This window comes from Microbulbifer maximicatervae (SeqCode), assembly GCF_052467305.1.
The window spans coordinates 770,836-793,697 of sequence record NZ_CP174306.1 but is presented as its reverse complement, the minus strand read 5'-3'; the positions used below and the strand labels follow the sequence as shown (position 1 = coordinate 793,697).

At 42.8% G+C, this 22,862-nt stretch carries 18 protein-coding genes; 2 read left to right on the top strand and 16 right to left on the bottom strand.

The window, feature by feature from the left end:
• Positions 1–287: 287 nt before the first annotated feature.
• From ACJJI4_RS03505 to ACJJI4_RS03460, 10 genes are all read right to left on the bottom strand, one after another.
• Positions 288–1,805, bottom strand: coding sequence for an MFS transporter (locus ACJJI4_RS03505; protein WP_444927070.1), 1,518 nt, complete (start codon positions 1,803–1,805; stop codon positions 288–290).
• Between the two features lie 620 nt (positions 1,806–2,425).
• Positions 2,426–3,241, bottom strand: a complete 816-nt coding sequence (locus tag ACJJI4_RS03500; RefSeq protein WP_444928214.1) for a NosD domain-containing protein — start codon at positions 3,239–3,241, stop codon at positions 2,426–2,428.
• Between the two features lie 292 nt (positions 3,242–3,533).
• Complete coding sequence (locus ACJJI4_RS03495) at positions 3,534–4,559, bottom strand: hypothetical protein (protein ID WP_444927069.1); 1,026 nt, start codon at positions 4,557–4,559, stop codon at positions 3,534–3,536.
• A gap of 33 nt (positions 4,560–4,592) precedes the next feature.
• Entirely contained in the window at positions 4,593–5,690 is a 1,098-nt protein-coding gene (locus ACJJI4_RS03490) for a hypothetical protein (RefSeq protein WP_444927068.1), read from the bottom strand.
• A gap of 103 nt (positions 5,691–5,793) precedes the next feature.
• Positions 5,794–6,885 (bottom strand): hypothetical protein, encoded by a 1,092-nt coding sequence (locus ACJJI4_RS03485; RefSeq protein WP_444927067.1) that lies wholly within the window; start codon positions 6,883–6,885, stop codon positions 5,794–5,796.
• Positions 6,886–6,991: 106 nt separating this feature from the next.
• Complete coding sequence (locus ACJJI4_RS03480) at positions 6,992–8,017, bottom strand: hypothetical protein (RefSeq protein ID WP_413664842.1); 1,026 nt, start codon at positions 8,015–8,017, stop codon at positions 6,992–6,994.
• Between the two features lie 110 nt (positions 8,018–8,127).
• Entirely contained in the window at positions 8,128–9,216 is a 1,089-nt protein-coding gene (locus ACJJI4_RS03475; RefSeq protein ID WP_444927066.1) for a hypothetical protein, read from the bottom strand.
• A gap of 388 nt (positions 9,217–9,604) precedes the next feature.
• A complete protein-coding gene (locus tag ACJJI4_RS03470) occupies positions 9,605–10,402 on the bottom strand; it encodes a right-handed parallel beta-helix repeat-containing protein (protein ID WP_444927065.1) in 798 nt (265 codons plus the stop codon).
• A 493-nt stretch (positions 10,403–10,895) separates the two neighbouring features.
• Entirely contained in the window at positions 10,896–12,530 is a 1,635-nt protein-coding gene (locus ACJJI4_RS03465) for a PepSY-associated TM helix domain-containing protein (protein ID WP_444927064.1), read from the bottom strand.
• 4 nt (positions 12,531–12,534) lie between these two features.
• Positions 12,535–12,849, bottom strand: coding sequence for a hypothetical protein (locus ACJJI4_RS03460; RefSeq protein ID WP_444927063.1), 315 nt, complete (start codon positions 12,847–12,849; stop codon positions 12,535–12,537).
• Between the two features lie 494 nt (positions 12,850–13,343).
• Between ACJJI4_RS03460 and ACJJI4_RS03455 the strand changes: the two genes are divergently transcribed.
• The gene (locus ACJJI4_RS03455; protein ID WP_444927062.1) at positions 13,344–15,431 is read left to right on the top strand and encodes a TonB-dependent receptor; all 2,088 of its coding nucleotides are present in this window, start codon (positions 13,344–13,346) and stop codon (positions 15,429–15,431) included.
• A gap of 91 nt (positions 15,432–15,522) precedes the next feature.
• Here the strand turns inward: ACJJI4_RS03455 and ACJJI4_RS03450 are convergent, their stop codons facing one another.
• From ACJJI4_RS03450 to ACJJI4_RS03440, 3 genes are all read right to left on the bottom strand, one after another.
• A complete protein-coding gene (locus ACJJI4_RS03450) occupies positions 15,523–16,407 on the bottom strand; it encodes a hypothetical protein (RefSeq protein ID WP_444927061.1) in 885 nt (294 codons plus the stop codon).
• A 510-nt stretch (positions 16,408–16,917) separates the two neighbouring features.
• Positions 16,918–17,274 carry a hypothetical protein gene (locus ACJJI4_RS03445; RefSeq protein WP_444927060.1) on the bottom strand — a complete coding sequence of 119 codons (357 nt, stop codon included), beginning with the start codon at positions 17,272–17,274 and terminating at the stop codon, positions 16,918–16,920.
• A complete protein-coding gene (locus ACJJI4_RS03440) occupies positions 17,240–17,806 on the bottom strand; it encodes a right-handed parallel beta-helix repeat-containing protein (RefSeq protein ID WP_444927059.1) in 567 nt (188 codons plus the stop codon). Before ACJJI4_RS03440 ends, ACJJI4_RS03445 begins: the two co-directional genes overlap by 35 nt.
• Positions 17,807–18,148: 342 nt before the next feature.
• On the opposite strand from ACJJI4_RS03440, the gene ACJJI4_RS03435 reads away from it, so the two are divergent.
• Positions 18,149–18,964 carry a right-handed parallel beta-helix repeat-containing protein gene (locus ACJJI4_RS03435; protein ID WP_444927058.1) on the top strand — a complete coding sequence of 272 codons (816 nt, stop codon included), beginning with the start codon at positions 18,149–18,151 and terminating at the stop codon, positions 18,962–18,964.
• Positions 18,965–19,680: 716 nt separating this feature from the next.
• On the opposite strand, the gene ACJJI4_RS03430 is transcribed toward ACJJI4_RS03435, so the two are convergent.
• The 3 genes from ACJJI4_RS03430 to ACJJI4_RS03420 all read right to left on the bottom strand — a co-directional run bounded on the left by ACJJI4_RS03430 (position 19,681) and on the right by ACJJI4_RS03420 (position 22,674).
• The gene (locus ACJJI4_RS03430) at positions 19,681–20,493 is read right to left on the bottom strand and encodes a NosD domain-containing protein (RefSeq protein ID WP_444927057.1); all 813 of its coding nucleotides are present in this window, start codon (positions 20,491–20,493) and stop codon (positions 19,681–19,683) included.
• 293 nt (positions 20,494–20,786) lie between these two features.
• A complete protein-coding gene (locus ACJJI4_RS03425; RefSeq protein ID WP_444927056.1) occupies positions 20,787–21,629 on the bottom strand; it encodes a right-handed parallel beta-helix repeat-containing protein in 843 nt (280 codons plus the stop codon).
• A gap of 223 nt (positions 21,630–21,852) precedes the next feature.
• Positions 21,853–22,674, bottom strand: a complete 822-nt coding sequence (locus ACJJI4_RS03420; protein WP_444927055.1) for a right-handed parallel beta-helix repeat-containing protein — start codon at positions 22,672–22,674, stop codon at positions 21,853–21,855.
• Between the last annotated feature and the right edge of the window lie 188 nt (positions 22,675–22,862).

Genomic DNA, 22,862 nt, shown 5'->3' with positions numbered 1-22,862 from the left:
AAACCCTAAAAAATAAAATTCTTTAAAACAATCAAGATAGGACTGATCAAATTGACAGCGGCGCGCCTTACGGTTACTGACCAGTAAGTTAAATATATATTGGCCGACTTATTTTTTAGGCATAATTAACAATTAAACTTATAGTTACTCGAACGCCTCTCAGAAACCATTCCAGCTGCAATTAGACTTTAGAAAAAATATGAGCTTGCCATTATCAATAACATGCAGATGTATCTGTACATTCGGAGGTGAAGTACTTAACGAGGAACTCCATGGCTTTTTAATGATTAGCCAACGTCATCAAGTGACTTCCCCGTCATTTCTATCCGGTACTTCCAGGTTATCACTGCGCCAATCAAGGAAGTCACCGCTAGTGCATTAAGCAACATACTTGCGCCAATGTCGCTAAGTAAAATTGGAAAAAAAAATGCGATTGCGACACCCCCGAACTTTGAGACGGATGCTGCCAATCCCGCACCAGCACCACGATAGCGGGTCGGGAATACCTCCCCAGCGATTAGATAAGTCTGAGAATTTGGCCCCAGATTATTCATCAAGTTGAACAACATAAGCCCCCCGAAAATGAATGGTAACTGCTGGCTGGTATTTAAAGATTCTCCATAGGCGGCAATAAGAAGGCCTAGTGCACAACCAAGGAAGCCAAGAACTTGCAAACGGATACGCCCCACCCTATCCACAAATATAATTGCTAGAATAACGCCAACTACCAGCATTACATCGATTAATGCTGCCCCTTTCGCCGCCTCGACTTTGTTATGGATTAATTCCGAAATGGAGTGTGCATGAGGTGACGCATATCCAAGCACATTCGCTAAAATTACTGGCGTGAAGATACCAACGCCATAGGTTCCCAAATCCTGCAAAAACCAGGGAATAGAAGAGAGTTTGATTGCTTTTCGAGAATTCCTATCCTGAAGTAAATGCTTAACACTCGATAGTTCACCTATCTTTTTCTCATTCGTCTCCGCTGTGGCAACATTCTTCAATAAGAATCTGGACGGGTATGGCGGATCTCTTTTCAACAGTTGGCTGATAGATTTCTCCGCCTCAGGCATGCGACCTTTAGCCAGAAGCCAAATCGCACTCTCTGGAATATAGAAACGTCCAACCGTGATCAAAATCGCTGGAACAATCGCCGCAGCATACATATACCGCCAAGCTTCCAGGGAGGGATACCAAGAGAGGACCAAAAATGCGAGGCCTGTACCCACCAAAATTCCAACAGCCTGAAAACTAAAGGCTCCGAGAACTAACCTGCCCCGCATCCGCGATGCCATACTTTCAGAGATCATCATATGCGCTGTGGGATAATCACATCCAAGCGCCAACCCCAGACCAAATAATGAAATAACAATCACGAGAAAAGAGTCTGCGAAAGTCAATATCACCAGGAAAAAGATAAACATGATCATCTCAGCGATGAACATTTTCCGCCGGCCATAATGATCGCTGAGCCCGCCTAGGGTTATCGCTCCAACCAGAATTCCAAACAATGTCGCCGATGTCACAAAGCCCATACTAAAGGCGGTCAAACCAAATTCTTTAGCAATTAAAATGTGGGATACCCCAGTCATGAAGACGATCATTCCCTCGAAAAATTTACCAGCTGTCGCAAGCCACCAAATTCGCCACTGCATTGGCGTAAAAATATTCTGCGGAATCGAAGTTCCATCACACCAAACGGGAGTTTCGTCAATGTAATAGTCAGCCGAATGGTGTTCGCTGAACCGGGCATTTTCAGTCAATGACGGATTTGGAGTGTCATCGGGCTCATTTTTCTCCATAACTACTTCTTTAAATACCCCAGTGAATTATGGCGAACACTAGCATAAAGTGATGACAACTAAGTGATCGAAATATCAGTATTAAGAAAGATTCGAAACCATGGTCTGTTACTACATTAGACTAAGGCGGTCGGTGATGCTTTTGTAGGTAAAGACATACCATAAGGCAGCTACTAATATCAGCCCTTGAAGTGTAGTAGTTCAGACTTGACCTGACAGTTACCGATTTTTCAGAAGGTGTTCTGACAGGTCAAGTCTGAACTACTACAACTAATCATATAGTGGGCATACTTTTATTCAGGTAATTAGTTAACTAAGACAAACTACCAACATTAAGGGTTTTGAAACTTTACTAAAATTAAAGGTCGGCACGGTATGGCATCCAGACTGTTCAACTTTTCTTTTGCCTTCACTTCCGCAATTTACAGTTTCACAAGCATACACGGAAATACCATCAGTGAAATTCGTTCCCATATCAATGACAGTCTCATTTTGTCTTCTCCTGATATTAGCCATGGCGCTAAGACAAAAGAGGTTCTAATCAGAGCTATATATAGCTTTGGATGGCATACTTATTGAGCAAGCAACACGCTATTCTCCCACTAATAACAAGAATTCAATTATTCCAAGCAACTTGGGCTAGCTGTATCGAATATGTTACCAAACCAAGTATTACTGGAGAGGCAAGCATCAGGAGTCTCATCTACCAAATCACCTTCACCATTACTACCAGTCACCTGATTTCCAGAAATAATGTAGTTCATTGAGGGTGGATCCACTATATCAAAATCCATCATGATACCGCTATCTGAAGAATTCGATATCACATTCTGTATCACTAACCCATTAACACTTGGAGGCTCTATAATAATTCCAAAAATAGATCCATCAATGGTATTCTGAATAACCTGACTGAAACTACCCGCAATTACAATCCCTGCTATAGCATCACTATTACCACTTAGAGAGTTCCCTGAAATACGACTGAAATCCCCATTGAGTTGAAAACCAATGCTACCAGGGCCACCTGAAAGAAACATTGAGCCATTAATAGAATTGTTGTCACTCTCCACTATAAAACCCACCCCTGGACTATCAGAAATCAAACCTTGAACTGAATGAAATCCATCGCCTTCTAAAAAGACAGAAATTCCACAAGTATCTATGGTACCTCCTACTAATACAGCTCCTAAACCTTCAAGAGAGATCCCTGCGCTATCACTATCTTCACAAGTAAGTACATAACCGTTCATGTCCAGGCTTCCGGAAGGCCCTTCTATTGTGACCTGTGTTTCAAGGTCACAGGAAATATCCTGACTGAGAATTTCTGCTGTCGTTATCGTATCTCCACACTGAACATCTGCCAGAGAGAAAATTGGCTTTGATATTAAGGTTATTAATAATGCCAATGATGTACATGTCTTCAGGTTCATCATTTCCACGAGAATAAATTTTTGCTAAAGAGTTTTGATATACGGAGAAGTATAGCAACAGTTAAAGCAAAACTTTAAATGGCTCCGAAATCTATACTTATGCGTTTTTAATGACGCATTAAAAGTCTTCCCACCCTACTAGAACATTTTTATTTTCAATGTGCATATGGAAAAGCCCGAACCAGCCGAGTTATTCAAACAATCCTATCAAGTGATGCGTCACTAAATAACTCTAGGGAAATTATCGGCGCGTCCGTTGTCTAACCTGATATAGAATTGGCCGCTAAAAGCCAACTTACTGAAACCCTTGCACAGTATTACTATTTCCAAATTGAGTGGCAGTAGCTATATTACTCACTGTTCCCTGCGTTAACCCCACTTGGTTGGAATCACCATCCTGTACAACCGCTGCAGTATTAAACCCCTGAATCTGGTTAATTAAGGACTGATTAAGCAAGCCATTTAACTGGAAGGTTTCAGAAAAATTAAACTGACTCGTTTGCCCTGTCGCAGCAACATTGATACCGCCGCGCTGTTCGGTAATTGCAGTATTGAATTCACCCACCTGATCATGAGTCGCCTCAAGGCTAGTACCACTTTGCAGGATATAACTATCATTTCCCAGAATTTCTTGAGTAACTGTTACGAAGTTATTATTACCACGCTGAATTACAAAAGAACTGGCGCCGACGACAAACTTTTGCTCAATTTCCACTCTAACAGCATTTCCCACCTGGACGCCAGCAGCATAGCTGTCACTCGCGGTAGTTTGTGATATGTTAAATCCTCCATTGTCACCCGCTTGAAAAAGAACCGCTACATTTCCAAAGCTATTATTAACCTGAAAAATTCCAGAACTACTATTATTACCAAACTGCCGAAAAACAGCCGAATTATCAGCGGCATTGGCCTGTAAGATGGATACATCAAGTCCTATTCCACTCTGCAAGACAAAAGCAGAGTTATTTTCAGAATTAGCTTGAAATGAATTAACCGTGCTCATCGTGCCAAACTGATACTGAACAGAAGTTGAGTTAGTTGTGACCCCCCTCTGCTGTGCAGAGGCAGATAGATTACTACCAATCTGCCTCTGTACAATAGTGCTAGATTCTGTCAAAAAAATCTGAGTTGCCGTAGCCTCATTATTGGCACCAACTTGTAGTTGAATGATAGTACTTCCATTCACGCCAGGATCACTCTGATCAGCTTCTGCCATATTACCTTGCCCGATTTGAATGAGCTGATAGGTATTATCAGCAGCTATCCCTGCTGCACTGGAAATCGAAAACAGAACACAGGCCGCAAGAGAACTGTACTTCATGAGCGGTTACTCCCTTTCATCTGACAATATTGATTACTGAAGCCCCAAAACTGTATTGTTGTCACCAAACTGGGAGGAATTAGCCAAATTCCCCACTGTAGCCTGACTCAAACGGGTAGAGTTCGTATCCCCAGCCTGTGTTGCAATAGCAGTATTGAATGCCTCCAGCTGCAAAACAAAAGCATTGTTACGAAATCCACTCAATTGCAGCATCTCTGATGTACTAAAATCTCCACTTTGAGCCAATTCAGCAAAATTTAAAGCTCCAAACTGCTGGACTAACCCAGCACTAAAATTACCTATTTGATCCTGCATGGCGTCCAGACCAATACCGTCCTGAACTCCAACACTTAAATTACCTATATTCTCTTGCCTAACTGCATAAGAGTTTGCGGTATTTTTTTGACTCACAAGTGAGGACGAACTCGCAGCTGCACTCTGAGCTACAAAAGAACGCAATTCATTACCCGACTGCACAACAAGAACACTATTGGCCACCCCTAAATTTTGATCAACATTCGAATTATTTCTAGACCCAAACTGAAAATTAACTACAGAATTCTCAAAACCAATATTTTGTGATACTCCACTTCTATTGGAATCGCCAATTATCGTTACTCTTATAGAGTCACTGACACTGCTATCCTGTGTTAAACTTGAGTTATTGCCGTCACCAATTAAAAATGTGCTAATATCTCCAGCTACCACACCGGCTTGAGACGAGCCAACATCGTTATTGGTACCAACTTGTGTAATAGCAATACTCGATTGTGCAGTACCCGTTTGACGGATATTTTCGGCACTATTGTTGTTCCCAATCTGTATAATGGTAATGGTGGACGATATAGCTGCGCTCTGGTTAGATTCGGTAGAGTTACTGACACCCAGCTGTGACTGATAAATCTCACTAGACTCGGTAAACAACTGCTGCTCACCTGTCACCTCATTGTCATTACCAATCTGTATCTGGCTAATCAGGCTATTACTAACCGTTAAATCACCTTGCTCACCCGTTGCCATATTTCCCGATCCGACCTGTATCAGGTTATAGGTGTTTTCAGCAGCCACTGAAACCGTATTGGCCACAACAGCCAGAATTCCTACTAAAACAGGTTTCAATACAGTCATCATAATTCCCTTAAAAGATCAAACTCAGCTTAAAACCCTGAATCCAGACAACTTCCGCAAGAAATGGAAGAGATAGATTTACTTAAGTTGCTTGAAATCAATAAAGTTATTGAAGTCCCAAAATAGTATTACTATCACCAAACTGTGCAGAGGTAGCAAAATTTCCCACTGTAGCCTGACTGAGGCGGGTAGAGTTTGTATCACCGGTCTGTGTCACACCGACAGTATTAAATGCATCCAGCTGCACAACAACTGCATTATTGAGAAGCCCGCTAAACTGCAAGATCTCTGAAGTGCTAAAATCACCACCCTGAGCAAGCTCAGCAAAATTCAGCCCACCAAATTGCTGGATAAACCCCCTACTAAAGTTACCAATCTGATTCTGAATTCCTTCTAAGCTGGTTCCATTTTGGAATCCAATACTAACGTTACCCACATTTTCCTGACGACTTTCAAAAGAATTATTATTATTATTTTGATAGATAAATGAACGAGAACCATTAGCAGAAATCTGAAATGTCTGAGCATTTAGTGCATTTCCCGTTTGCACTGTAACCTCAGCATTACCAGCCCCACCGTTCTGAGTAAGTGATAGAGTATTCATTGACCCAAACTGAAATCCACTTGCCGAATTCACCTGACCAGACTCCTGGGTAATTGTTATACTACTTGAATCACCTAAAGTTATTCCTCTGGCAGAAATATCCACACTGGAATTTTGTGCCACATTAGCATTATTACCATCACCAATGCTCACGATATTTATAATACTTCCTAAAGTGCTATCTTGAACAAGACCGTTGACATTACCGTCTCCTAGCTGTACGGAATCAATGATAGATAGTAAGACCCCATCTTGTGAAATACTTGAAATATTACTCGAACCAATCTGTGTAACTGTGACACTGGTTAAAACAGAAGCGCTTTGCTCAACTTCTGCAGTATTACCTTGACCCAACTGAACTACAACTATTTCGCTAGATTCGGTAAATGATTGCTGCTCTCCAGTAGTATTATTGTTATTCCCTATTTGCGTTTGGCTAATTAGACTATTGGTAACACTGGGATCGCTTTGCTCACCCATTGCTGTATTTCCTGACCCCACTTGAATGAGGTCATAGGTGTTATCGGCAGCTACAGAGGATATACTGACTATCACAAGTAACACACCTACCGAGAGAGGCTCAAATTTAGTCATCACTAAACCCTTTGGGAGGAAAAAAATCGTCTCATATTGTGAGTTTTAGACAGCCTCCCCATATAATAAGGGAGACTGGACCTCCCAATGAACTTAAATCAACAAGTTACTGAAGTCCCAATACCGTATTGTTATCACCATACTGGGCAGAACCTGCAAGGTTTCCGGCTGTTGTTTGGCTAAGCCTTGTAGAATTGCTGGCTCCTGTTTGAACAGCAGCCGCTGTATTAAATCCGCCAAACTGCAATATCAAAGATTCATTAAGTAAACCACTAAACTGGAGTGTTTCTGCAGTGTTAAACCCAACGGTCTGTATCGTTATAGCCGTGTTTATTCCACCAAACTGCTCCGTATACGCTGTACTAAATAGCCCCGTTTGCTCAGTTTCGGCTCCAAGGTTGGTTCCATTTTGAAAAATAAAACTATCATGTCCTAAACCCACCTGACTCGAAATCGCAATATTATTATTCCCACCTGCTTGAATCCCTACAGAATTAGATGCTGAGGCAAAATTCTGGCTAAGAGACATTGAGAGTAAGTTACCAGCCTGAAAACCTGTTGCAGTATTCATCGCACCAGCGTTCTGACTCATAAAAAAGCTGAGGTTTTCACCCGTCTGAACCATCACTCCCACATTACCAGATGCATCCGCCTGAGAGCCAAACCCATTATTATTAACCCCTACCTGGTTAATACTTATGGAATTATTAAAACTACTGGCTTGCTCAACGAACATGGTATTACTGGAACCCGCCTGGAAAATATCACTTACATCTCCCTCCGTATCAAACTGCTGGGAATTACCAGTATTACTTTCTCCATATTGAGCAACTGTAGAGGTCGTAGATATCGCACCTTCCTGCAGCACATCTGACATATTGGCGGTACCAACTTGTCGCTGGATAACTGTACTAGATATAGTCAAGCCTTCCTGTGTTACCTGAGCATTATTAGAATTGCCAATTTGTACCTGAATGACGGTACTGCCAACTACCGTTATCTCACTCTGATCCGCTGACGCGGTATTACCATTACCAATTTGGATAAGCTCATAAGTGTTATCAGCAGCCACTGAAAAAGCGCTAACCATCGCAGCTAAAATACCCACCGAAATAGGCTTAAACGAATTCATTACTAACTCCTTAAAGCAGCAGGCAATTAGGCTTGCCGCCGCTAATTTTTTGCAGAGCCAAAGAGCGTGACAGATATGCCCCTTATCACTTCAGCACTCGAACCTATCATTTACTGAGTCAACAGACCCACATTACCGTCCCCTACTTGAGTAGTAGACACAGTATTATTAGCGTTGGCTTGTGTAAGAGTGATCTGATTTGAGTTTCCTAGCTGGGAAGTGGAACTGGCATTAAAGCTAGCCAGCTGAGTGACCATTACAGAGTTTCCTGATCCCCCTAATTGCATAATATCTACACTATTAAAGGCACCTGCCTGATCTATTTCAGCAGTATTGGTGCTGCCATGCTGTTCCGTATAAACAACACCAAACTCTCCGCTTTGAGTAATATCTACACTGTTTGATTCGCCAAATTGCTGAGAGTATGCCTCGTTGTAGACACCAGTCTGAGAGTGCCAGGCATCCAGGCCTTCGCCTTCCTGGCGAATTTCACTATAGTGCCCGATAGATTGCTGCAGAGTATTTGCGCTATTGCCTGTACCATCCTGAACCACAATTGCAGTAGAATCAAAGGCAAGAATATGACTTATATTTAACGTATTAGAACTTCCATATTGCTCAGTGGTAATACTATTCCCTACGCTTGCAGTTTGTGTCACTGCCGCACTCTGCGCACTACCTTCTTGATGCATAGAGATAGAGTTTGCTGCCGAACCTGTCTGCGATACACTCAGAACGTTGGTATCTCCCACCTGAACAATACCAATAAATTCATTCACTGTATTTGTTTGAGTAAATGAGGCTTCATGATTATCCCCAATCTGCACTATCAAAATAGTGCTTAACTCGGCAAACTCCTGCGCAGGTGTCGCTGAGTTATTATCCCCAATTTGCTCCACCAAAATGCTTGATAATACAGAGCCGACCTGAGTTGCCTCAATATAGTTACTATCACCCACCTGTGATTGCTGAATCAAACTGAAGGAAGTAAATAGGTTCTGGGTGGCATATACCTCATTATCATCGCCCACCTGAACTTGGATTACTGTATCACCAATAGCAGAAGGGTCACTTTGGTCTGAGTTAGCGGTGTTACCCGATCCTACCTGAAGGACATCATAGGTGTGGTCTGCGGCAAGAGCGGCAGTTCCAATCATTGAAAATAAAACAGTTGCTGCAACAGGTCTGTACATGCTCATCTAATACTCCTTAAAGATGACAGGTCCAGCTCGAAAGCTTTTACGACGATTTTTTCAAGAACGCAGCATCATTGAGTAGAACAAATATTGAGGTCGTGGCGCATAGCATGGGCCACTTAGGGGCGGGCGGTGACAGTTGAATGACTAGCTTCATAAGTCAAACTCATACTACTTCGCATACAAACAACAATATTGCGATACTTCTTGAGTGATAAAACGATGCTGAATTCAGTATTGATAAGAAACAAAGGTTTTTCTATGAGAGATTAGTTGTATGCTAGTGGGAAGAAAGTATCCTGTTTACACAGGCGAGCAACCAGAGAGTGAGTATTTCTTACTAATAAATGAAGGAGCAGCCATACACTTCGACTACTCCATAGATTATTATTTAATCTAAACAACTCGGATCAGCCGTATCAAAAATATTTCCATACCATAAATTTGTAGACATACAGGCATCCGGATTTGAATCAACCAAATCACCATCAGGGTTACCCGTTGCTATGTTTCCAGTAACCAAATAGTCGCTTTGTCCGCCACCCTCCATTGATATACCTGTCTGGCCACCATTTGTTACTGAATTTTGTATCACTTGCCCACCTGAAGAGGGCTGAATTACGATCCCACCTTGACTGTTATTGTCACAGAAATTTTGAGCGACAAACGCATTATTACCATTAATAGCTATACCCCTAAATGGCGCTGCCTGGTTACCTTCTACAAGGAAGTTTCCAATCGCACTATTACTCTCACCCGAAACCTCTATACCTATAGTATAACCATCAGTAACAGTAGATCCGCTCACAATATTATATTCACTTACTAACCAAATACCGGTATTAATACCATCTTGAACCGTCATCGACTGCACGCTATGGAAGCCATCTCCAATTACAAAAATACCTACTGCACATCCATCCACCACTCCATTTGAAAGCACAGCGGCGTTACCCTGGACGTCAATACCCCTTGTGGATCCACCTCCACATTCCAAGGTGAATCCATTCATATCTAAACTTCCAGTTGGACCCTCAATCGTTAGCGCCGGCGTACCACTACAATTTAATAGATCTTCAGTGAGAATCTCTGCGGTTGTAATAGTATCTCCACACTCCACCGCAGCCACTGACACAAAGGGAAGAGCCAATACTGCTGACACCAGAAGCTTCACATCCATTAGTTTCATGAGCTAAACCTTTAAGTCTATAAAAAGAACAATTAAAAAAGTTCGCATCCGAAGATTTTTTACTTTTAACGGAGGCGAAGCATTTTTTAGTCTAGCTACGGTTATTAACTTAACGATAAGAATATTTTCTCATACCTTAAAGTTTGAAATTAAAACAAATTGACACTGAATAATACTTTCGGCCTAGGACCTAATAAAACCCAAGCACATCAAACGACGTAATGTCTTTATTTAAATTAGCGCCTTCTATTTAGTAAGTAGCGATGCAAAGCCTATTAGCTTTTAAACGCTTTCTGTCTACTCAGGATCAAAGTCTATTGAAAAGGAATGGGCAGGCTATTCAACTTATTTATAAGCGCATAAGCACAAGAATTGGAGTCAGCCTATTTAGCAATACCTATAGAGGCATCAGGCATGAACTAAAGGTAAAATAATCATTCCAATAGTACCCATATATCATCAAAAAAGGGGCTCTAAATAGAGCCCCTTTTTATTATCCTGATGCCTGTGGATGGGTATCAGGTAAAGGATTTTGAATACTACTCTCTACCAAGGGCTTCTCCACAAGCTCAGACCAGACACTGTCCGCTTCGATTTTTGCCTGCCGCTTGCGAAGATGAACCAAAAGTAAAACAAATGATGTACCTATCAGTAACGCAACAAAGTCAACCGCCCATACCTGAGTGGCAGCTCCCAACAAATCACCTTTGATAAGTGAGCTAATTGGTATCAGGAAAATAGTGGCAATACAGAAGGCAAGAAGCTGTCGAGCAGCAGCCATGGGACGACGTATAAATGCCCAGATCAGCGCAAATAAGAACCCTGTGTAATAAGCGGCTTTCTGCCAAAACTCAATATCCACCTGCGCATGGGGCAGCCATTTAACTGCCAGCATACTGGCGGCTATGCCCAGAATAGTACCCAGACCAACGCCCACTGTTAGCCTTGCCATTACCATTGATGAGGTTGTTTGTACCGGTAGAGTCCCCTGCCCTCTGCGTTTTTTACGGCGGCTTTCAATCCACAGTATATTGCCGGTGAGGAATATCAGCGCTCCCATAATGCCGAGAATAAAGTACACCCAGCGCACGGCATTTCCACCAAAACTGCCAAAATGCAGCGAGAAAAAACTCATTACTGCGCCACTGTACCCATTCAAGTTGCTGGGTAGAAAGCTGCTATAGGGAATCTCCCTTTGATAGGGATTACCGAGCACATAGCCGTACTCAGCACCGCGCACCACCTCGCCATGCATGATTCCACCTACTCGCATTCGCGGAGCCCGGGTATCCAGATTTAAATAGAGGATTTCTGCCATCTGGAATTTGGGTTCCCCCTTCTGAATCGCAGCTTCCAACTCTGTGACAGGCACCAACTCAGAGAAGCTCTTCACCTCTGTTGGCGCCGGGCGAGTGAACATGGGGGAATCACCGTAGACCGCCACGCGCAGGGCACCATAAAGCGGATCATGGAATGCAAATACAAAGGCGGTAAAAGCAATAATCAGGTGAAACGGCAGCGAGGTGATGCCCAGTATATTGTGAAAATCCAGCCAGTAGCGCTTGCGGTTCTTTCCCTTTCGGAGTACCAATAAATCCTTGAACCAAGTGGGCAGGAAAACAATCAGGCCCGAAATTAGCGCCACAAAATACAGAGCCGCCACAACACCCAATACATAAGTACCAAAAGCATCGTGGCCCTCACCACCGGGAATACCGGCAGTGCGATGTAAATGATCGACAAATTCGCCAATGGCGGAAACCGTAAAGCTTTGAGTGATTAGCTCCCCTTTCTCATTGAAACTCGCATACCAGAGAGTATGGTCATGGGTTTCTTCATCCTCGATTTCCCAACTCACCGGTGCCGCCTGCAGACCCGCCAGAGGCAATTGGACAGTCATCTGTTTTGCTGCTTCCGGGTGCGCCTGCAGAACCTCGGAAATAAGGCTGTCATACTGATCGATAGAAATACTTGGCAGGCTGGTCTCAGGCTGCAGAGCCCATTGATTGAGGGGCCCTTTAAACATGGTCAAGGCACCAGCGACAAAAGCGATATACAGAAACAAGCCCGCAAGAATACCGGTCCAGGTATGCACGCTTTTATAAGTTTTAATCAATTCAACGCGCATATTCTTAGACTCCGAATCTCGCTACCCACATCAGGGTAAACAGCACCAAATTTAGCCCCAGGTAGAGAGACAACATACGTCTGACACTAATAAACAGGTAAACCAGACTTACCAAAGTGAGCCAGACAGGTGTGATCAGCCACATCACGAATTGGCTTTTATCATCGACCACTACATCACCGGGGCCCCACAGAGCAATCAACCCAGCAACGGCAACTGCAATGGGTAACCCCAAGAAAACTGCACACAGGCTTTTTACCCACCAGTGGGGTTTATAGCCTTCTAACCCTTTTTCAATTCGCTTCTTTTTCTTTGCCAAAACTTTGCCTGGCTTATCTAGCACTCCGCTAAAAGGCAGCAATCCCAGAGCTAGCATAAAAGTACTAAGAAGCGTAAAGGAAGCTGACATTGCCGAAAAATTTTGATGAAAAAGCGTCCAGGAAATGACAAGGAGCGCAAAACTGATGAGAAGAGCGGGGTAAAACTGAATTGGCCTCTGCTCACGCCACTGTTGATTGGGACACCCTAAATAAAAGACCGAGGACGCGAGAGCACAACTCAATAGCCCGAGCCCCGTTAAAACAGAGGAATACATTGCTAGTTTCACTTAAGGGTTAGAAGTACCACCACCAAAGTGGTAGAAGATTGATTACTAAATGCTGATCAATCGCGGCGACTAAGCTAACGCCTGACGAAAGAGTAATAGAAGTCTATTTCTATAGCTCGACATTTGCAAATAAGAATGATTAGCATTATATTCCCTGCCGATCTTCCTTGTCGTTCTGACTTCGTTATATTGCTAGGGATTACGTCATGTATAAGCGCCACCTGCTCAGCAAAGCCGTTTCACTCACTATTCTTGCTTCGATTGGAGCGACTGCGATTGCCGCAGATGAGAAGAAAGAAGAGTATGCGCCGCAGGCAATGGAAAATGTCATTGTTATTGGCGAGAAAACAGAGCGCTCCCTCAAGGAAACCACGTCTTCGGTATCCGTAATTACCGAAGAAACCTTAAATAGCATGCAACACTTGAGCATCACCGATGCGGTGTCCAATATCTCTAACGTGGTAGTACTTTCTGGTGCTACTCCAGATATTCGCGGTGTGTCCGGTAACGGTTCAGCCACCGGCTTTAACTCCTTCACAGGCGGAGCCAAAGCTCGAGTTTCCACCCTGATTGATGGTGTCGCCGAGCCATTTGTTGCAGATCTCACGGGTGATTCCGGTATTTGGGATGTGGAACAAATTGAAGTATTCCGTGGACCCCAGTCCACCAGCAATGGCCGTAACAGCATTGCCGGCTCTGTCTACATCAAAACCAAAGACCCAAGCTTCGATTGGGAAGGTGCAGCCCGCGTAGGTTACCGCGACCAGGATGGCTATATCGATACTTCCGGCATGATTTCCGGTCCAATTGTTGACGATACCCTCGCCTTCCGGCTGACCGCCCAGCAACTCACCGGCGACACTATCAGCAATGCCCAAGAGTATGAGGGCAACCCCGCTGACTTCGACCTGAACACTCTGGAAACCCAGCGACTGAAAGGCAAGCTTCTGTGGACCCCCACTGAAAAGTTGAAGACATTATTTACTGTGTCCACTAACAGCGAAAAGGGAAACACTGGGCGCGTGTACTACACCTTGACCGGTGTTGACGATTACGAGCCTAACTTCTATCGCGACATGGATACCGAATCTACCACTGCCAGCGCTAAAGTGGATTACCAGGTCAGTGATAATATTTCCATTGAGGTGCTGGCGGCCTATATGGATTACCAGTGGGGCTTTGATTCTTACGAAGAAGAAGCCACCAGCCAACAATACGTTCGAATGGATGAACAGAACACCACTATCGATGCCAAGCTAAACTTTGGGCTCAACAATGAAACACTGAATGGTTTTATTGGCTTTGCCCACTTCGAAAGAGATCAAGACTTTAACAGCTACAACAGTGTTACTTATTTTGGTGACGACGAAAGTACCTCTACAGCACTTTATGGTGAAGTGACTTACTCACTGACAGACCGTCTGAACCTGATCAGCGGCCTACGTGTGGAAAAAGAAGAACAAGACCGCTACTTTCATTTTACTTCCTACGGAGAACCCTCCAGTGACCCTCTAAATACTGATGAAACCATCATTCTCCCTAAAATTGCACTGCAATACGATCTAACCGAGGAGACTATTGTTTCTGCCAGTGCGCGCAAAGGTTACAATTCTGCTGGCGGCGCCCTTAAGTTGGACCGCGATACAGATAATAACACCATTTATTATTACTACTACTACGATGAAGAAACCGTTAATACCTATGAGTTGGCTTTACGCAGTTCCTTGGCAAACGGCACCGTCAGCCTAAACGGTAGCTTGTTTTTCAATGAATACTCCGGCTATCAGGCACTCAGCTCTACTCGCAAAATTGTTAATATGGATGCAGTAGAGACCTATGGTGTTGAACTCGAAGCTATCGCAATGCTGACTCCGCAATGGGAATTACGTGCCGGAGTTGGACTGCTGGAGACTGAAATCACCGATGCCGGTGCTGATTATGCAGATGCTGACGGCAACGAACTTAATTCCGCGCCGAACGTCACTGCAAACCTAGGCACCAAGTACTGGATTAGTGATGCGCTTAGCGTAGGGCTCTCGGCCAACTATGTAGGAGAGTACTACGGTGATTTCACTAATACTGAAGAGCGGGTTGCCGGCGATTACACTCTCGCCCGCCTGAATGTTAACTATGAAGGTGAAGATTGGAGCATCGCAGCCTATGTTAACAATGCCTTTAATGAAGAAGGATTCCTCACTATTGAACCGGCAGTAGAAGGTGGCCGCTACCCAGATGGCTACGCAGCCATTGTTGAACCCCGCAATATTGGTGTTTCTGCCACCTACCGCTTCTAATTAGCTCCTTTACCAACAGCTAAAAATCCGGCCCCTAGTTGAGTTTATCTCACACAGGGACCGGAATTCCGATATCGTCCTAAGCCTCACCCTACTGCACAATTATTACCATATTGCTGTTTCCAATCTGGGAAACATTAGCATTTTGAAAATCGTTAACCTGGCTAACGGTAAACATATTTAAGTTACCCTGCTGTAATGCCGTGGCAACACCATTCGCTCCGCTTTGGATAGTCGAACCCATATTAGTCAAACCGATCTGAGTGGTACTTGCCAAATTAAAGCTGCCAGATTGAGCGTGGATAATAGTGTTAAATTCATTTTGCTGACTAATGGCACTGGTATTATTATTATCTGTTTGATTCACAGTAGCAGTATTACTATTCCCCAGCTGGCTTAATGTGGAAGTGTTAGTGTCGGATACAAATTGCGACACGGTAGCCACATTCAAGTTCCCCTGTTGAGCAGTTACAGCCGAGCTCGTCGTGCTATTGGTTTGAACAACCGTACCGGTGTTGTTGTCACCCACTTGATTAATAACTGCTGTATCAGTAGTACTACTCGACTGTGTAACCGTGGCAAAGTTAACCAGATTGAACTGATTTATAGTTGCAACACTGGTTGTAGATGCCACCTGATTAATTACGCCAATATTAGTATTCCCATTTTGAGTAATAACGGCAGCCACAGTATCAGATGAATTTTGAGCAACAGTGGAAGTATTTAAATTCCCTGTTTGTATCTGATTAACTGTGCTTCCGGTATTTCCGTTTACCTGAGTGGCAGTGGCTGTATTATTGTCTCCAGTCTGGGTTTGGCTGATAAAGTTAAATGTAACGGTTGGATCACTTTGATCCGCTGTCGCGTTATTACCTACTCCATTTTGGTTCTGAACCGCAACATTGTCGGAGGCAAAAACACCCTGGCTTGCAACAGCAAGCAGGACCGCAGCCGCCAACGGGGCACACCTTTTCATATTTATCTCCTTAGAATATGAAATGTCGCTAAATTAAGATTCTTATACTGCATCAACACACAAAATTAATTAGCACCATATGCAACAACATTAAGAGAAAGCAATTTACGATCAGCTGCGCTTAATTTTGCTAAAACAAATACCGGAACTTCAGCATTTATGCTTATAAACTCTTGCTTCTCAAGGACTCAATCCCCAGCTTCCTTCAGGAATCTATGCTTGATGCTGTGTTGAGTCTTATCCCCGATGGCACTTTCAGCAATAGGAGAATAGTGCGGAAAAAATAGGAAGAAAGTTTTCCAAGTAGGTAGAAATACAGGAAATCGAGCACGCTAAAGCAGTAAACGCCGCTTAGGCAGCGTTTACTAAAGAAAAGATAGCTTTTAAGTAAGACATCAATTTAGTCAAGACAAGAAGGGAATGCAGACGTAAAGTCATTTCCTAGCCAGGTATTGCTAGGGAGCCTCTGAGTAACTCTGTGATGCCTCTGGCATGCAGAGCGGTTCACAATCAAGGCGCGGCTTCGCAGGAATGACTAGACCTTTCAAGAAGTCGCAACGCGAAGTGTGAATCGCTGACCTTGAAGGCCGCATCTGCTGCGTTGCAGCTCTTGCAAAGGGCTAGGGCCATTCGCGGCGAGCTGCGCCTAACATCTGCAACCTTCAAGACCCCCAGAGGTATTACGTAGTTACTCAGAGGCTCCCTAGATTCACATGCATCCTTATTCTCATCAAGCAAATCCATATCACCGCTATTTGAAACTTGATTGCTGATGATGACATTATTCTCCTGTTCTAGTCCACGAAGAACGATTCCAACGCCTCCCACTTCTTCACCAAAGGTATCTGCCACAATATTTTGTGCCACTCCCCCTCCCTGACGCGCGGCCTATTTCAATGCCCGATAGGAAACTGTGAGAGACGGTATTTTTAATGACTTGAAAACCATCCCCATCAACCTGTATCCCAGAACCTCCACTTTCTGTAATCACACAAGAGCCTACTTTATTGTTGTCACCAATTATCGACACTCCTGTAGCAGAGCGATCCTCCACTTCACAATCAGCAACATTATTGTTACCGCTCAAGACCTGAATACCAATATTACTGGCATCACCAACTTCTATGTCGAAGATGCTATGAAAACCTTTACCGCCAACCAATATTCCAATACTACAATCGTCTATTTGTTCACCCGTGACGAAAGCACCTGTTCCCTCAATAACAATACCAACATTGTTATTGGAGCATTCTATCCCCCCACTTATCATGGTAAGACTGCCAGAGGGGCCGATAACTGTCAGGGCTGGATCTTCAGCGCAAAATAACTCTTTTTCCAGTACTTCTGCTGAGGTAATAACATCACCGCATTCAGGTACCGCATACACTGGTAATGCCATCCCCCCCTAGAGAGCCAGCCATAAAGACGAATGACTTTAAAATCCTACCTATTGTTCTCTTTCTCATAATCAATTACACCTTAAGCCTTGCAGACAATAAATTTGGTATTGCGGCACTCTATCTACATAAGAATTAAAGCTACTGAAAAACTACAAATTAAAACAAAATCTTTATCTAAAAGAGTGCCACAACTCTGTTACAACCAGAAATCTTGAGTCAAACACAGATTTTATCAATAAGAATATTTAACTAAGAAAATAAGAAAAAGATCTCATTGTTAGTAAACCTCAAAAAGCCACACTCCGAAAGTCACAATTCAATCAACAAGCACCAATCATACGATGATGAAAAATAGCTTCTATCCTAAGTCGATAATCGCACTAACAATTGGATTCACCTTTATCACCTCTTCAGGCTTGGTGTCGGCAGTAAGTTGTGGCGATGTTATAACTACAGCAGAAGTACTGGATGCGGATATATCCAACTGTGCTGCTGATCCAGCGATCACAATAATAGGACCAGAGGGGAGCCTGGACCTCAATGGTTACGAAATGTCCTGCGATGGAATGGCGGGTGTTGGAATACTATTGGACGGCAGCTTTGCAAATTTAACCAATAGCCAACCTCAAACGGGAATTATCACCTCCTGTGAGACTGGAATATCAATCGAGGGGAGCGGATTCCACAATATCAGCAGTGTTACCGCAATTGAAAATGCTATTACCGGAGTCAGAATAGTTAGCAATAACAACTTCTTATCCGGGTCCAACTATACGTTTAACTTAAGCATCGGCATCGAAGTCCTCGGAAATGAAAATTTCCTTAATCTTTTAAATGTTACCAGTAACGCCGATGGTGGTATAAACATTTTTGGAGATAACACTCTAATATCACTTAGCAATGCCTCTAACAATGGTGGTGCAGGCATTGACATTAGGGATGTTGATGGATCTCAAATTATTCAAAATAGCGCAAACGCCAATGATCAGTTCGGCATTCGAGTAAGGAACTTCGATCAAGAAAATGCGCTAATTACAGGTAATGTTGCACAGACCAATAACAATAATGATCTTGTGGACAACAACAACCCAGCCTGCACTGGCACTACATGGTTTGGCAACCAATTCACTAGCAGCAATAACTCATGTATTGAATGACTTAAGGAGCCTCACGGGTTGTTCGAAAGTAAAGATATGAAATTTTCAACAGCCCTCCTGTAAAAAAACCAAAGAAATTTCGGAAATACCAGCCAAACGAGCTATAACAAGTATCACTTATGGTGTTAACTGTGAAGATGTAATCACCACAACAGAGGTACTAAATACCCACATAACACATTGTGCAATTAGCCCCGTTATTACAGCTATTGGACCAAACGACATCTTAAATACGAACAACTTTAATATCAGTTACAATGGTGGTGCACTATCCGCTTTGAAGGTGATGGTTTTCACTACATGAGCGGCGCAAATGTAACAGACACGTTTATAGTTGGCATCGCCATTCAAAGTGACCATAACTTTCAAACAAATGTCAGCTCTAGTAATACCAATGGCAGTGGTATAAGAATATTCGGTGATGATAATTTTTGTTTATTGTTACAACAGATAGCAACGTACAACAAGGAGTCATCATATACGGCGACTGTGTAAATATATACCAAAGACAATCAAACTCTAATACATCATTCGGCTATTCGGTTGAAGGCTCAGATAATCTAGTGGATATATACATCTTTTGCACTAGGACAATATGGTAGGGAAATAACTTTGGAAGCGCAAACTAGGCCTGCATCGAGTAGAGTTTCTACAACAATGTGCCTACTGACAAACAATAGTTTGGCAACAGGCTCTCTACCCTACAGAAAGAAGCGCTAATTTGATATTATACACTGTCCAGAGGTAGTAGCGTCAGGTGAATTCCCAACCCAGCTATTTAAACAGGGTGAACTATTATTATCCTGCAGATCAAAATCTATATTGCTGAAAACAGTATTCCCAACAATCACATTGCCAGACTGCCCCAAAAGTTCCAGTAAGATTCCAGCGGTATTCGCCCCTCCAATCCCACTCATTGAGACGGTATTTTGGGCAACCGTATTACCATCTGCTTTACCAATTAAGATACCATTTAATGTGCTTCGACTGATCTCATTGCTTACAATAAGGTTGTTATTACCCTCTAATTGAATACCATTCTCTAAATTATCTAGGATCGAGCTAGAAGACACATTATTATTATCACCAGCTATAAATATGCCAGTACCACTGTTTTTAAATATTCCTGACTGAATAACAGAGTTAAAACTACTATTAACAGCGATCCCTGATATATCTGTTCCATCTACTCTGATTGCCTGTATATTGTGGGCTCCAGTTCCATCCAACGATATTCCGATGTCACATAGTGTTACCACACCATTTGATAGGAAAGCCGCAACACCGTCAATCTGGATACCAACAGCAGAGCCATCGCACCTAAGGGTGTACTCTGCCATGTCTAGGCTACCCGTAGGCCCCATTATCGTTAGTGCCGGTTCTGTTGAGCACACAAGATCCTGATCAAGTACTTCAGGACTAGTAATTGTGTCACCACAATCAACCGCAAAGGCGGAACTACCTAAAGCAAAGTATAAAATACCAGGTACCACAAAGTGCCTAGCGGATCCCCTAAATTCATACACCATACAATCCTCCTTGAATCACCTTAACAATCATATCCCTCAGCCAACCAAAAGGCTGGGCTATCTCACGCAGACAAAATAACTATAGAATATATCCCTTGTAGTCTTAGCTAACCTCACCAGCAAAAAATCACACACAATAATAAAACCTATGGGAAATAGAGATAGACGTAAGGCACCTTAAAAAGACTTGCGGCACGTCTCATGAAATTTTTGTAGAGTAAAGACATTAACTCTAGAGATCTGAAGGCAAATAATGAACTGCCTTCAGATCCAAATTTGCAACTAAATTAATGTTACTGTGATGTCACACATTCACCAGAGGTAGTCGCATCAGGAGAATTTCCTATCCAGTTATTCTCACAGGGTGCAGAGTTGTCATCTTGCAAGTCAAAATCCACATTGCCAGAGACAGTATTTCCTACGATATTGTTTCCAGTCTGGCCAAATAGCTCCATTAAGATTCCTGCAGTATTTGACCCTTGAGTGCCATTATTCTCCACCGTATTCTGGCTGATAAGACAGCTACTGGCGTTATTAATTTGTATTCCAGTTAAAGTATTATCCGATACTGTATTTGACGATATTATTGAACTGCTACCATCTACCTGTATACCCGTTATTTCATTTCGACTTATGTCATTAGAAAACAGATTATTTGTTCCCCCCGCGATTATAATACCTGTACCTGCATTATCCGATATATTTGATATGGTTAGCGTATTATTACTACTAACAAACTCAATACCAGAAGAAGTATTACCAGAGGTGTTCAGGCCGAACAAATTATGAATACCGGAACCTTCTACAGAAATACCTGTATTGCAATTAGATACAAAGCCATCCTGTAACACCCCGCCCGATATTATGGCCGCAAAACCATCGACCAAAATTCCCACTGTAGTTCCATCACAACTCAGCGTATAACCATTCAAATCCAGATATCCGGTCGGCCCAGTTACAGTCAAAGCCGGGGTAACATTGCAGAGCAAATCTTGATCCAGTATTACCGGACTGGTTATGGTGTCTCCGCACTCAACAGCACCATTTGCTAGTGAACACAAAGATGCAGACAATAAAGAAGCCGCCAAAGAAGTTATCAATGCCTTGCTTATCACAGTTCGAGATATAAAGCTCACGAGAGTCCTCCCAAATAAAGCTCAAATACAGAAAAGATATGTCATGCTGATTTTGAGTCAAAAACTGGTAACAGCCATGGGAAATTTGTCCGCAAAATTTAGTAAAATAGTTTAAGCGGGGAATAGAGCATATTGATATACAAGCTACAGGAATATAAATTGTAAAAGATAACACCACTACCGAAGCCACCATAGTGGCACTATCTTTTTATATCCGTATATTTCAATCCAGGCAGCTAGGATCTACAGTATCAAAAGTATTATTTCGCCATAAATTTGTACCATTGCAGGGATCACTGTTTAAATCTTGCGCATCAAAATCTTCATTGAGAATCCCCACATTTAAAATGATCAAATTATATTGCTGATCAAAATCATTCATTAAGATTCCTGCCGTTCCCGCACCTGAAGTGCCATTATTTTCTGATGCATTTTCAACGATCCAGCTATTACTGGAATCATTAATCTCTATTCCTGAGCCCATATTCTCAAAACAGAAATTCTCTGTTATATATGACCGATCACCATCTATCTGAATGCCACTCAAGGTATTTTCTTCAAAGGTATTCTGGAAGACGTTATTCCTCTCTCCAGTAACAATTAGTCCAACCCCCGTATTTGTTTGAGCGGTACAGGCTGTCATATAGTTGCTATTGCTCACTAACTGAAATCCAGCGCTGGCATTTGCCGTGGTCGATACCGCTTGAATATTATGGAATCCATCTCCATTCGCTAAAACACCCACCTCACAATCTGCAACCTGCCCTCCTCGAAGTAGCGCAGCACGCCCCTCTAACAGCACTCCAACTTCACTACCATCACATTGAACCTCGTACCCGGTCATATTCAGGCGTCCATCAGGGCCTATCACAGTTAAAGCAGGGCTGACATCACAAGTGAGATCCTCATCCAAAGTAACAGAGGTGGTAATCGTATCCCCACATTCAACATCATCGGCAATTGCTGGCTTAGAAATGGAAATGTTGGATATCCCGATCATTGAGACAATGGCGATTTTATAGAGACTTGAACGAGGGAGTTTCATCAAATTTATCCTTAGCGCTGTGTTCGTTATTCATAGTCCAGGGTCCTGCCTAGGAGATTTTGATCCAGCACTAAGAAAGAGCCATGAGAAATTATTCCTAATAAAATAGGAATTTAGTTTGGGTTTTATTTTTAATACGCGCCAACACGACTACGAATTTATAGATTTTATTAAAGAAAGGAGAGTTA